The following is a 13,151-nucleotide window of genomic DNA, read 5'->3' as shown; positions in this document are numbered from 1 at the left end:
CCCTCTGACCTGCCACCTTTCTACCTGGATAGGCACCACACACAACATTTATCGTCTCTCCTCCAACTGAAAGCATTCGTTCGCCGCATGGACGTTTGAGCCCCCCGATAACTCCGCTGCGGTGACCATCCAGCCCATCCTCGCTTCCCTTAGGTGCTAGGCATTGAGCTGGATGAACTTCTCCCGAGAATCGCTGCTCATCCATCTTCCCCAGGGGCCATTTCTTCCATTGCCAAGAGGTCTTCTTTGAACAAGTACCCGCAGAAGGAGCAGGCATCGGCTCCTAACGGGTTAACGGCTCCGCATCTAGGACATAACATTTCCAATTTCCCCGGGGCCCTCTTGTTCAGGCACCTCTTCAAGATGTTGGTCTGAGAATCTTGTTATGTTACTAGATACTCAGAATTAATCCTCTGATACCATTTGCCGAAAGGAATCGAGGTAGGCATTCATTATCGGATGAACACACTTACGACAATGACGGCATCTCACATCGGATTAATTCCTATGGATTCCTCAAGGTCCATTCCATGCCTCGATTGATCCCATTAACAATGAATACGACAGTACGCCTGTAATAAATCAAAATCATTCCACGGGCCGTCATCTAGCTTGACGATTAATTATAGAAATTGCCTAGAAAATTGTATCCTGAAACTTCAGGTGAAATTGTTGAATGCATTATCCACGCCCTAACATTCTTATCACCAGATAGTAATGAATACGCATGAGGTGGGGAAGCAAGCAACATTTTACCGGCACAGGGATTTTCTGCCTGGTAATGGGTATAGCCCTGCAATGGCCGGGCACGATGTGGTTAATGACGGCGTTCAACAACATGATGGTTTGCCTTTACGTATCCGGTGCAGGCTTCCTATTCATAAGTCTAGGGATCGTCATCCTCGTTATCAACAGCCTTAGAGTGGAATGAGCCAGGAGTACGCTGAGTGTTCTCCTCACCCTATCCACTCACTGCATGATCGCTGCGTACAGCTTGCAATAGCCCTATGGCATGCGGCGAATCATGAAAGCTCGACAGCCTGACCCTTCGGCAGATACGGTGGACCGGGCCATAGTTCTATTATGTAATGGGGTGGGGAGCGGTTATATCCCTCCATCCCGATTCGGTGATGGATGGGACGATGGGATCGAAATTCATAGCTCAATGTAAGGCCTGCGGGTTCCGTTCGGAGGAGCTGTACGCTGGCTTCGGTTTCCAAGGAGCAGGGGACCACTACATGTGGCCATCCATATGCCCCAAGTGTCACAGCTTCGGTCTCAAGGACCAGAGGCATCCCCCGCAGAACTGCCGCCGGTGCAAGGCGGAGGTGGTGTTCTACGGTTCGGAGGATTTCTCCAAGAAGTACTATCCAGATATCACCAAGGTGGAGCCGGTCGGAGAGGATACCTCTAGGAACATAATGGATGGCAGGCATGTATGTCCTCAGTGCGGGAAGGTGACCCTGACCTTCGAGTCACGAGGGGACTGGGCCTGAGGCTAGGCACACGACCCTGCTCCGACTTTATTCGCGGTCGCCATCCTCAGTGGTCTCTCGGGTCTTGCTCATCGTGCTGTTAGTTTTTTCAAGTCAACGTATAAAAATGGATAAATAATCAAATTTTCCGCTCTTCGAGCGGTAACCATATAAATATGACGGGCTACGAAGGGCTCTTTGATGAAAAACAGGGCAAATGAGCGGACCGCTTGCTGTGAGAGGCCTTCCGTAGGAGATGCTGGCCGATGTTCCCATGGCAGCGAGTGTTGGCCGAGCATGAGGTCGACGGGGAGGGAAGAGATTGCCCCGTAGATTCCCCTTGGCCAAGTTTACCGGTGTCGGGCTTTTTGTCCTGGGCAGCATAGTGCTGGCCTTCTCCATAGTAGGGTTGGTGCCGGGTAACCAGCCGGATGAGGCTGGCGCGGTGATCTTCACCTACTTAATGATCGATATCCTGATGCTGTTCGTGGCCACCTTCATGGTCTCAGCGGGCATGTTCTTCTATATCTACGGGGGAAGCTGGAGGGGCTCCAGAGAGCTTAGGCATCGCAGATCGTGATCCTCCGCTTGCAACACCGCTGACGATTCATTCCTCAGCATCGCGGCAGAGAAGTGAGTACCATCTCCCCCGACATGATCGAGCATGAGGTCCAGTAGGCAGTGAAGTCAGAGGCAGCATTGTACGATTTCTTCATGGCAAAGGAGATGAAGGTCTCCGACCACGATGCATATAATCTTCTCAGATTGGTGGACGAAATGTGCTATCAGAACAGTAAGCCATCGAGGACCACTAACGGAAGGTGAAGAATGAGGCATAGGCTCCCATCTCCGAAACCAACTGGGTGCTATCGCGGTCGAGGACAAAGTAGTTGCGGACATCAACATGTCCCCGGAGGACCTAGACAGGCTCTCCGTTTTTTAAAACGGGACTGGCGACAGCTCCCTTGGCGCTCCTTTATTGGGCTGCGGCGACCGCCGTCGCCGTGCATCTGGCTCAATGAACGATCCGTCCACTCAGCATGCTGGTCGCCAGCGAAAAGGATATAGACCAGAACGATATATGGACAAATCCCGCATGGGACGGGCTCATGGTCTAGTGGCTATGACGTCTCCCTGACACGGAGGAGATCGCCGGTTCGAATCCGGCTGAGCCCACTTTTCTCATTTCACCATTGTCTGATCCGATTGAAGGACACCTGATTGTTCTTCGCCTGATGCGTACTCCTTCGCTCTTCGATCAGTATGGCCAGACATCTCGACCGTGCTGTTGCTCATCGCCGAGGAAGCTACCCACATCACTGGGTGGACCCCTAGGAATGTCATGTAAACATGAAAATCTACAAGGGCAGCCGATGCAGTCAACGTTGAGTCCATTATCTAGTCTCGTTTTTTGTAATATTACGTATTCGATGAATGTACGGTATTTGTAAAAAAATAAGATAAAACATTATAACATTGGTAACAAGTCACCATTTTGTCTCTCTAAAATTATATCGCATAGACAAACGTCTATTTGATGAGACGGTAGATTTATCTATTGAATCGTTGCTGTCCATTTTGCGGTCGAGAAGAACTCGGGTGGCAGCAAGATGAACGGCAAACACACGAATGAAATGAGGGATAAGGTGGAAAGAGGCATGATCGACAAGATGGCCGATCCCTCCCCATCGCTCATGGACCAGATGAGGGAGATTAGCGCTGTCGAATACGTCCTCAAGATCCCAAGGTCGATGGACCCCAAGGTGGCGGAGATGATTAACCTGAGGCACAAGCAGTTCGTGGAGGAGGAGATCAGGCATTTCACTCAGGCCCTGAGATATGCCGAAGACTCATCGGCCGAGCGCGGAGCAGCTTCTCGTCGGTCCCGTACGGATTGAACCGTGTCCGGACCGCATCTCCTTTCTTTATTTTACACTCACTTTGATAGCGAACTTGTAGGCGATTATAATCCTGGATAGCCCGTGGACGGCAGCGAATCTGGGATGCATATTGACAATGATAACTAGTCGGAAGTAGAAAGGAAAGAGAAAGGGTTTGAGAGAGAGCCATCATCCTCAGTGGATGGGTAGGCCCATCTCAACGAGCCTGTTCACGGCCTTGTCGTAGACCCCCAGATACTCCTGTGTGGGGAGGACCTTATTCACGTCGTAGCACTCCCTGAAGCTCTTGCCCTTAGGAGCCTTGGCGTAGTCCTTCTCATAGCTGCTGATGAGAGTCTCGAGTATCTCGTTCACTTTGGAGATCTTCATCCCCGCCGTAGCCATCGCGGCCTCTCCCATGATCCTGGCCTCCATACCGGTGGTGTAGTCCTGCACCACGCCCTTGGCCGCCGCGGACCCGGACAGCAGTTCCCTGCCGGAAGCGGTATCGGTGATGGCCTGGGCAGCTGTCTCCAGCAGGCACATTTCCGTGCACGGGCCGGCAATCGGGTAGTATTGATTGGCCAGGAGTAGGCCGGTGTTGGCATCGATCGCCGCGGCAGCATGAGCGGCCACCTGCAGCGTCTCCCTTGCCGTGGTGATACCCCACCGGATGTGGATCGGCCCATCGAGGTGGAAGCTTCCGGAGAGCAGCGAGAACGATGCCAGAGTGGTGGCGATGTCGCAGATCGCAGTCTCCTCCACCCCGCCGGTGTATCCGCCGAAAATGGGCATCTGCTCGACCATTATGGTATCCCCGTGTGCGGTCCACCCGGCGATCATGTTCAGACCGGCCATATCGATCTTTAGCTCGTTGAGCTGCGATACCTCGTGAGCATCACAGTTCCTCTGACCTCCAAGGAGGTCCCCAGCGAGACGGCCCGCTGCGGACAGCGGGGTCTCAGGGCCCTATATGGCCATGTGCGGCCGGCCAGCCCTGGTGCGAGCCTCCCGGACCGCCCGGAGCTCGGCCATGGTGGCCCGTATCTCCCAGGGAGTGTTAGTCTTGGCAGGGTGACCTTCGATGGTCGCCATCACGCCGTTGACCAGGGTATCCACGGTGGATTCCTGAGCGTAAGATTGCATGACCTGGATGAATATATCCTCGGAAACGGGGGCACCGGTAGGTCCGCCCTGGATGAGGGGTTTGATTGCTTCGTTGCCGTGCCTGGGGTTGAAGTAAGCGGCGTCGCGCCCCTCGCCCATGACCAGGCGCTTGGGAGCCCTCTTGATGCCTTCTTTGACCTCTTCCTCGGTGATCTTGATGACCTTTCCGGTGTCAGCGTTGTACATACCGGTCGTAACCAGCATCTCCATGCCGGCCAGGAACAGGTTGTTGATCAGCTCCTTGTCCTCAGGGATGATCTCCTTGCCGAAGTTGATGTTGTACTTCTGCCGGATGTTCATCAGGTTCATCGGGAGGATGTTGTAGTCGAACTCCTTCTCAACGACCTTTGGGCCCTTCACCGAACGCTCGTATGCCTCGAAGATATCGACTGGCTTGCTTGCTGCCATTATTTTCACCCCTTCATGAGCTGATCCACGATGGCGGCGGCCTCGGCCCCTGACGGGCAGTAGGCGTCTCCCCCTATACTCTTCACCCATTCCTCGTTGCAGGGGGCACCACCGAAGATGCTCTTGACCGTCACCTTCTCTTCCTTGAGCATCTCCATAATCTCCTTCTGACCGACCACGGTAGTGGTCATAAGGGCGGAAGCTCCGATCACGTCTGCTTTATTGGTCTTCACAGAATCGACGAAGGTCTCGATCGGGACGTCCCGGCCTAGGTCGATGACCTTATAGCCAGCACCGGTCAGCATGGCCGCAACGACGTTCTTGCCGATCTCATGGATGTCTCCGATAACCGTACCAATGACAACTGTGCCCTTGGTCGCGACGGCAGCTCCCTTTAGGTGGGGCTCGAAAATCTTCAACGCCGCTTCCATAGCGTTCGAAGCGGCGAGTACCTGCGGAAGATAGATCTTCGCCTCATCGAACTTCTGGCTGACGACTTCCATGCCCTTTCCCAGACCGTTCTCCACGGCCTCCGCCGGAGGAATCCCTGCGTCCAGTGCCTCCTGGGCGGTCTTCTTGGCCAATTCAACGTTCCACGTTTCTATTGACTTCTGAAGATTTGCTAATATCGTTCCTTTATCCATGAAGCTCTCCTATTGTATGCATATGCATTCAACTATTAAAGGATATCAGTAATTCAGTTAGACTATGCAATTATTTATGAAATGAGCGTACCAATAGACAAATCATCATATCTGGCTTCCTAACGAAGAACATCAACACGAAAAAGGGATCATCACCGCATATATTAAGTATAGAAGATTATCAGATGCAAAAGTAGTATATTGTATGCATAAAGATGCCAAAAGATACAAATATCGACAAGCCTTTCGTTTTATTAGCAAAATGTGCAAAAGGATCGCGCTCATCGATCTGAAACGAGGAATGATATGACAACCGCCGAGTCTGCAAGGAAGGAATTGTCCGACGCGATCGTCGCGTACAACAAGGATAGGGTAGTGACCGCCGTTCAAAACGCCAGGACCGTACTCAAGCCTCAGGAGATCATCGACGCGCTGGCCTCCGGGATGAACGAGGTCGGGGTACGGTTCGAACGGGGGAAGCTCTTCCTCCCTCACGTCATGGTCGCCGCGGACGCGATGACCATGGGAGTGAAGGTGATCGAAGGTGATCTGCCCAAGGGTGCCAGCAACGGTGGCCTCGGAGTAATCGTAACTGGGACGGTGGAGGGCGATGTCCACGATATCGGCAAGTCGATCGTATCGACGATGCTCCAGTGCGCTGGGTACAAGGTGTTCGATCTGGGGCGGGATGTGCCAATAAGGAATTTCATTGAGAGCGTGAAGGAGAACAATGCATGCATGGTCGGGATGTCCGCCCTCATGACCACCACCATGCAGAGCCAGAAAGAGTGCATCGACCTCCTCAAGGAGGAGGGGCTGAGAACCAAGGTCAAGGTCATGGTCGGAGGGGCACCGGCGACCCAGGCTTGGGCGGATAAGATCGGCGCGGATGGTTATGGGGAGAATGCCAGTGAGGCAGTCCACAAGGCCAACGAGCTGCTCGGCAACAAGTGAATGCAAAGGAGGAAAACGATGGCGACTGAATACGCGCTTCGCAGGGGAGATGGCAAACGTCTCCATATGAGCAAGGAGGAAATCAGGGACGGCCTAGAGGAAGGGTCGAACATCGCGGCCGATCTGGGTTCGATCTCACCCCTGACCAGCAATGATCTCGACAAGCTCGCCGAGATCCTGATGATGCCTGGCAGGATGGTCGGGGTGGAACATGGGATGGAGGTCCCGGTCACCCATGACATTGGGACCATCAGGCTGGATGGGGATCAGGGCAACAGTGGTGTGGGAATCCCATCCAGCAGGCTGGTAGGGATGATGTTTCACGAACGGGCCATGGGCGCGGACACCATGGAACTCGGCCACATCGATTACAGCTTCAAGCCGGTCAAGCCAGTGATCGCCAACGAGATGCAGGCAATGGAGGTCGTCCAACAGAACATGATCGTTCCCGTTCTGTACGGAGCCATGCCCAACATGGGCCTCTACTATACCCCGGACGGTCCCTTCGAAAACCCTGGCGACCTCATGAAGGCCTTTAAAATCAAGGAGGCCCAGGAGTCCACCGAGAAGGCTGCCGAGCACCTCACCCGAGACATCGTCTGGATCATGCAGCGGATGATGAAGGCTGGTGCCGACGGGGTCAACTGCGATACGACCGGTGCCGCCGGCGATGGTGACTTCTACGCCACCGTTCATGCTATTGAGGCATTGAGAAAGCAGTATCCCGAGATGTACATCGAGGCCGGGATGGCCGGGGAGATGGTCCTGGGCATGCACGGCGAGCTTAAGTATGACGGTCAGACCTTGGCCGGGCTGTGGCCCCATGAGCAGGTTAAGGTGGTGGCCAAGGCCGGCGCTAATATCTTCGGGCCTGTGGTCAACACCAACACCAGCAAGTCCACCCCCTGGAACCTGGGTCGGGCGGTAACCTTCGTCAAGGCCGCGGTCAAGGAATCACCAATCCCCTGCCATGTCAATATGGGCATGGGCGTGGGCGGTATACCTATGTTCGAGACGCCGACCATCGATGCCGTCTCTCATGCCAGCAAGGCCATGGTCGAGGTCGCCGGCGTCGACGGCATATAGGTTGGGGTCGGCGACCCGATGGGTATGCCGATCACTCATATCATGACCAGTGGTATGAGCGGAATCAGGGCTGCCGGGGACCTGGTGGCCAGGATGGAACTTGCTAAAACGATGAGGATCACCCAAGCCAAGGATTACGTGGCTAAGAAGCTAGGCGTTTCGACGATGGACCTCAGCGACGAATATGTCATGAGAGAGGTCAGGGAGCAGCTCGGAATCGGGGTGATCACCTCCGTGACCGGAGCTCCCAAGGGCCTTGCCGCCAAGATGAACATAGAAAAGCTTCTGGACATCAAGATCAACTGCTGTGAAAAGTTCAGAAAACAGCTGGCTTGAGGATGATGGTCTCACCAAACCCCTTCCCTTTTTCTTAACCTACTGAGCGGGAGGCGATCCGAGCGATATCGATTCGGACCTCGGCCGAGCGGAGAGGCTCGACATAAGTCGAAACAACCTAGCCGAAAATGGATATTTGGTCAATCCCGTTGCTTGTTTGTAGACAATAGACCATATTTTTAAATAAATAGTAGGCATATCAGTTATTACTGCATACATAAGCATGCAGGAGGATGTAAAATGGCTCAGCACTACTATCCAGGAAGGCAGATTCTGGATGGGGTCAGTTTAGAGCTCTTCTCTTCAGAAGGACTCAGGGCCATCGACTATGCCACCATGGAGATCCTACAGGACCCCGGTATCCAGGTTTCGGATGCCGAGGCCCGGAAGATCTTCAAGGATGCGGGCTGCGAAGTCGATGAGAAGACCCATGTGGTCAAGATCCCTCAGTACCTCGTAAGAAGAGCCCTGATGACCGCCCCCTCCAGGTTCACCCTCTATGGGCGCGATAAGAAGAACAAGCTGATACAGGAGCACCTCGGCAAGGTGCACTGGACCTGCTTCGGTACCGGCATCAAGATGTGCAACTACATCAGCAAGGGCCAGTACCAGACCGTCGACTCGACGGATAAGGACCTGGCGAACACAGCGAAGCTGGTCGACTGGGCCGAGAACATCGATTACTTCTCCCTAGCAGTATCGGCCAGAGATTGGGCGGGGAACGGCAAGGAAGATGTTCACGAGATGTACACCTCGATCATGAACACGACCAAGCACTTCCACCACATCGATCCGGTCGGAGAGAACGTGGAGTATTACTTCGACATGGCCAAGGCCTACTACGGCGGCGATGAGGAGGAGGCTCGCAAGAAGCCGATCTTCTCCATGCTCCTTTGCCCAACGAGCCCGTTGGAGCTGAGCAGCAACGCTTGCCAGGTCATCATCAAGGGCGCTCGCTACAGCATACCTACGAACGTCCTAAGCATGGCCATGTCCGGAGGTTCCGCCCCCATATTCCTGGCGGGAACTCTGGTCACCCACAACGCCGAGGTTCTGGCGGGCATTACCCTGTCCCAGCTGACGGTCCCCGGGTCCCCGGTCTGGTACGGTAGCTCCACCACTACCTTCGACGTGAAGAGAGGCACCGCCCCGGTCGGCTCTCCCGAGCTCGGCATGATCAGCAGCGCGGTGGCGAAACTAGGGCAGTACTACGGGCTGCCGACGTATGTAGCTGGCATATAGGCTGATGCCAAGCTCCCTGATGCGCAGGCGGGTCACGAGAAGACCATGACCAATCTTCTCCCCGCCATCGCAGGTGCCAACACCATCTATGGTGCTGGCATGCTGGAGCTTGGCATGACGTTCTCTATGGAACAGCTAGTGATAGACAACGACATCGTCAGCATGACCAAGAAGGTCATGCAGGGAATCCCGGTTACCGAGGAGACTCTGGGCGTGGAGGCCATCAGGAAGGTGGGCATTGGTAACAACTTTCTTGGCCACAAGACGACGATGGCGAACATCGACCTACCCTCTGACCCCATGGTGATCAACCGTGACATGATCGGGGACTGGATGATCGCTGGCAGCAAGGACATGGCCGCCGCGGCCCATGATAAGGTTGTCCAGATCATGAAGACCCACGTCGTGCCGCCGATCGACGCTGACATCGTGAAGGACCTCAAGGCCATCGTGGAGAGAGGAGACAAGGCGTTCAAGGGGCAGCACTGAAGGGTGGTCACAATGGCAACAAAAGAAGCAATCATTGAAATGGCCAGGAAAGCGGTCCTGGAGTACGATCAGGATGCCGCCGTCGAGGCGGCCAACGAAGCGATTAAGGCGGGCGTCAACCCGGTGGAGATCATTCAGAACGGCTTCACCAAGGCTATGAACGAGGTCGGCGACAAGTATGGGGCCAAGCAGCTATTCCTGCCGCATGTCATCGCCGCATCGGAGACCATGACCGCGGGCATCAACGTATTGACGCCATACCTGGAGAAAATGGGAGTCAAGGAAGGCCCTGGGCTGGGTACGGTGATCATTGGGACCATCGAAGGTGACATCCACTGCATCGGGAAGGACATCGTAGCTATCATGCTAAAGATCGCGGGCTACAATGTGCACAACATCGGCAGGGATGTTCCTGTGAAGGACTTTATCACTGCGGCCCAGAAGAACAATGCCAATATCATAGGCTCCTCCGCACTAATGACCAGCACCATGGTCAATCAGATCAAGATCGAGGATCTCCTCAAGGAGGAGGGGATGCGCGATAAGGTCAAGACCATGGTCGGTGGAGCACCCGTAACCAAGGACTGGGCGACGCACATAGGTGCCGACATCTATGCCGAGAACGCATCGGATGCTATAGGCAAATTGAAGGTCGCTCTGTCCTGAACGTTTTTCCTTTCCAGGTGCACACCCGTGCACCTGGTCGTTAATTTATTTAAAAATCATGCGGAGGAGAGGTCTTGGATACAAATGTAATAGGTAACGCTAATGTGAAAAAGGTCGGTGGGGTCGATCTCGAGGCACTAAGGCAGAACGAACACAAAAAAAGAATTCGAATAGGATACATGATGGCTTTGTTCTGCGCCATCCTTTGGGGCCTCTGGTACATCCCTGGAAATGCTCTTTGGGTACTGAACCCATTCGATGACATGCTGGCGGCGATGTCGATTACCGACGGGGAGACCACTGCCCTGATCGTCACCGCAGTGCTCATCTCGGCTTTCAACGCCCTCACCGTCATCATTGCTCTGATGATATGGAACGGGGCTCTTGGCAAGTTTAGAGAGATGGGCAGGACTCTTAGGGAGATGCGCCCGTGCACGAAGTGGTTCTTTTTAGCTTCGATCTTCGGGGGCCCGGTGGCAATCCTTGGATCGTTCATCGCCATGGGCTTCGTGGGCGCCTCATTCGCCGCGGTGGCAGCCCTGTTGTACCCGGTGGTCGGTTCGGCGCTGTCATACTATTGGCTTGGCCAGAAGATCTCCAAGCGGGCAATGATGGGGATCGTGATCATCATTCTTGGTGGCTTCACGATCTATGCAGGAGGCCTGCTCAACGATATAGCCAACGGGGGCGGGTCCTTCTGGGGATACGTCGGCGGCATCATGGCAGCGTGCGGCTGGGGCATCGAAGGAGCCATCGCCAGCAAGGGACTGGATATCTCCGAACCGGACATCGGCATCACCCTTAGGTTCCTCGGTGAGAACATCATCTGGTGGGTCATCATCATCCCCATCCTCGCTCTGGCCGGGTTCCCCCTGTACACTTACGCTGCCCAGGTGTTCGATCCCCTGGTCATGGGCGTGTTGATAATGGCAGGCATCACGTTCGGTTTCTGCTATGTCGCGTGGTACAAGTCCTTCCCCCTGATTGGAGTGGGCAGAGGACAGGGTATCGGTAACCTGTACGGCCTATTCGCGGTGATATTCATCTTCCTGTTCGTCGGGCAGGCCCCGGAGTGGACGATCCTCCTCGGCGGTATCCTGTGCGTAGCAGGCAGTTTGGTGATGTTCACGGAGGAGAGCCTGGAACTCCAATCCCTAAGAGGTGAGTGATACGGCTCGCAACCGACCGATCAAGTTCCGCATCCTTGAGATATGCTCGGACGGCAAGACCCATTGGAACAGCGACATCGTCAAGACCATCCAGTCCGAATATGAGGCGAAGAGCGCCTACGCACGGGATTCGATCAACTTCGACATCATCGAGCTGGCTGCTGGAGGTATGCTGAAGGAGGTCGACGTCAAGCAGGATGATGGCACCTATAAAAAGGGCGCTTTGCTCCACAAGTACGTGATTACGGATTTCGGAATACTGAGGGCGAAGGAGTCCTGCTTCGCAGGAATATGATAAGGAGGGAAAAAATGCAATCCGAAGTAGCCCAGGCGGCATACAACCAATACTTTGCGAGCGGCATAATACCGGCCTCGGACATAGCGTACATCGTCGTCATCCTGATAGTCGCCGCCCTTGCCCTTTGGCAGGCCCGGACGTTCGCGTCCAAGTTCTGACCCTACGCTACAGGCAATAAACCCCTTTCCAACCACCTTTTTTTAAAACGATCGACTGCCCGGAATGCCTGGAACGAATCAGCTTTGGTGTGATGCGCACATGAGGGCGCAATATTGGGGAGAGGAAAATATTGCATAAAATAACACTGGTCACTAATTTGTCTATTAAATGCTTTAGTTTTATTACATATGAATACAAAAAGCAAAGAATTATAGCTGAGCTGAACAATCCTCCGATGGCAAGGGCGTAAGGAGTGTTGGTTCGGTGACCACCAGGCCTCTACAGCCACGGCAGCCGGGTTCGACTCCCGGGCACTTCGCCACTCAAACCCTAGCCGATGGTCGATATGATGGAGTACACAGCATCACAGTTCCAACGCATACGGGAGATGGGGGGCGAGCCGGACGATCTTGCCCACTTCGTATCGGCGGAGGAGAGAGACCATTCCTTCCAGGATCGTGTCGCTGCCCTCCAGAGCGAGAACCGGACCGCCATTCGGGCGATCGCCGAGACACCCGCACGGAACCCCGTTGCGTCCCTAGAGGATGAACTGGCCAAGGTCCTGAACCAACGCGGTTTCGTCGAGGTCAAAACTCCCATGATCATATCTGGGGTTTCGCTGACCAAGATGGGCATAGCCGATGGGCATCCTCTCCTCGATCAAGTGTTCTGGGTAGGTTCGAAAAAATGCCTGAGGCCGATGCTGGCGCCTAACCTCTACTTCCTGATGAGGCATCTAAAGCGCAGCATCCCCCTGCCGATGAGGCTCTTCGAAATCGGACCGTGCTTTCGCAAGGAATCGCGGGGGTCCAACCACCTCGAGGAGTTCACCATGCTCAACTTGGTAGAGCTGGGGCCTGATGGCGATGCCATGGACCGCCTAAGGGAGCATGCTGAGGCAGTCATGGGTGCCGTCCACTTGGACTACGAGCTGGTGGTCACCGAATCGGAGGTGTACGGGAAGACTTTGGACGTCGAGGTCAACGGGGTCGAGCTGGCCTCAGGCGCTGTCGGTCCCCTGCCGATGGACGAGGCCCACGGCATCACCGATCCCTGGGCGGGTATCGGTTTCGGCCTCGAGCGCATCGCCATGCTCCAGAGGGGAGAGAGGAACATCAAGAAGGTGGGCCGGAGCCTGATCTACCTTAACGGCGCACGCATCGATGTCTAGCAGGTGA

General features: G+C 54.6%; 11 protein-coding genes, 1 tRNA gene and 3 pseudogenes. 13 read left to right on the top strand and 2 right to left on the bottom strand.

Translation table 11 applies throughout. The annotated features are described in order from the left end of the window. The first annotated feature begins 727 nt into the window (after window positions 1–727). The 5 genes from SA339_11705 (at window position 728) to SA339_11685 (ending at window position 3,373) form a co-directional block, all read left to right on the top strand. The gene (locus tag SA339_11705; protein MDW5563880.1) at window positions 728–931 is read left to right on the top strand and encodes a hypothetical protein; all 204 of its coding nucleotides are present in this window, start codon (window positions 728–730) and stop codon (window positions 929–931) included. 211 nt (window positions 932–1,142) lie between these two features. Continuing rightward, entirely contained in the window at window positions 1,143–1,496 is a 354-nt protein-coding gene (locus SA339_11700) for a hypothetical protein (GenBank protein ID MDW5563879.1), read from the top strand. Between the two features lie 301 nt (window positions 1,497–1,797). Continuing rightward, window positions 1,798–2,055, top strand: a complete 258-nt coding sequence (locus SA339_11695) for a hypothetical protein (GenBank protein ID MDW5563878.1) — start codon at window positions 1,798–1,800, stop codon at window positions 2,053–2,055. Window positions 2,056–2,578: 523 nt separating this feature from the next. Continuing rightward, window positions 2,579–2,651 (top strand) — tRNA-Val (locus SA339_11690). Window positions 2,652–3,085: 434 nt separating this feature from the next. After that, complete coding sequence (locus SA339_11685) at window positions 3,086–3,373, top strand: hypothetical protein (protein ID MDW5563877.1); 288 nt, start codon at window positions 3,086–3,088, stop codon at window positions 3,371–3,373. 177 nt (window positions 3,374–3,550) lie between these two features. Here SA339_11685 and SA339_11680 read toward each other — a convergent pair. Then, window positions 3,551–4,930 (bottom strand): annotated as a pseudogene (locus SA339_11680) (monomethylamine:corrinoid methyltransferase). Between the two features lie 5 nt (window positions 4,931–4,935). Next, window positions 4,936–5,574 carry a corrinoid protein gene (locus SA339_11675; GenBank protein MDW5563876.1) on the bottom strand — a complete coding sequence of 213 codons (639 nt, stop codon included), beginning with the start codon at window positions 5,572–5,574 and terminating at the stop codon, window positions 4,936–4,938. Between the two features lie 306 nt (window positions 5,575–5,880). On the opposite strand from SA339_11675, the gene mtbC reads away from it, so the two are divergent. From mtbC to pylSc, 8 genes and pseudogenes are all read left to right on the top strand, one after another. Continuing rightward, window positions 5,881–6,528, top strand: coding sequence for a dimethylamine corrinoid protein MtbC (gene mtbC, locus SA339_11670; GenBank protein MDW5563875.1), 648 nt, complete (start codon window positions 5,881–5,883; stop codon window positions 6,526–6,528). Continuing rightward, window positions 6,529–7,950: pseudogene (gene mtbB / locus SA339_11665) on the top strand ([dimethylamine--corrinoid protein] Co-methyltransferase). Between the two features lie 240 nt (window positions 7,951–8,190). Further along, window positions 8,191–9,681 (top strand): annotated as a pseudogene (mttB, locus tag SA339_11660) ([trimethylamine--corrinoid protein] Co-methyltransferase). A 12-nt stretch (window positions 9,682–9,693) separates the two neighbouring features. After that, window positions 9,694–10,347, top strand: coding sequence for a B12-binding domain-containing protein (locus SA339_11655; GenBank protein MDW5563874.1), 654 nt, complete (start codon window positions 9,694–9,696; stop codon window positions 10,345–10,347). A gap of 74 nt (window positions 10,348–10,421) precedes the next feature. Further along, a complete protein-coding gene (locus SA339_11650; protein ID MDW5563873.1) occupies window positions 10,422–11,516 on the top strand; it encodes a DMT family transporter in 1,095 nt (364 codons plus the stop codon). Beyond that, complete coding sequence (locus SA339_11645; GenBank protein ID MDW5563872.1) at window positions 11,509–11,811, top strand: hypothetical protein; 303 nt, start codon at window positions 11,509–11,511, stop codon at window positions 11,809–11,811. Before SA339_11650 ends, SA339_11645 begins: the two co-directional genes overlap by 8 nt. A 14-nt stretch (window positions 11,812–11,825) precedes the next feature. Continuing rightward, window positions 11,826–11,972, top strand: a complete 147-nt coding sequence (locus SA339_11640; protein ID MDW5563871.1) for a hypothetical protein — start codon at window positions 11,826–11,828, stop codon at window positions 11,970–11,972. Between the two features lie 338 nt (window positions 11,973–12,310). Then, entirely contained in the window at window positions 12,311–13,144 is an 834-nt protein-coding gene (gene pylSc, locus SA339_11635; protein MDW5563870.1) for a pyrrolysine--tRNA(Pyl) ligase large subunit, read from the top strand. The last annotated feature ends 7 nt before the right edge of the window (window positions 13,145–13,151 follow it).

Source organism: Methanomassiliicoccus sp. (assembly GCA_033485155.1).
Classification (GTDB): Archaea; Thermoplasmatota; Thermoplasmata; order Methanomassiliicoccales; family Methanomassiliicoccaceae; genus UBA6.
This window is presented reverse-complemented; position numbering and strand designations above follow the sequence as displayed.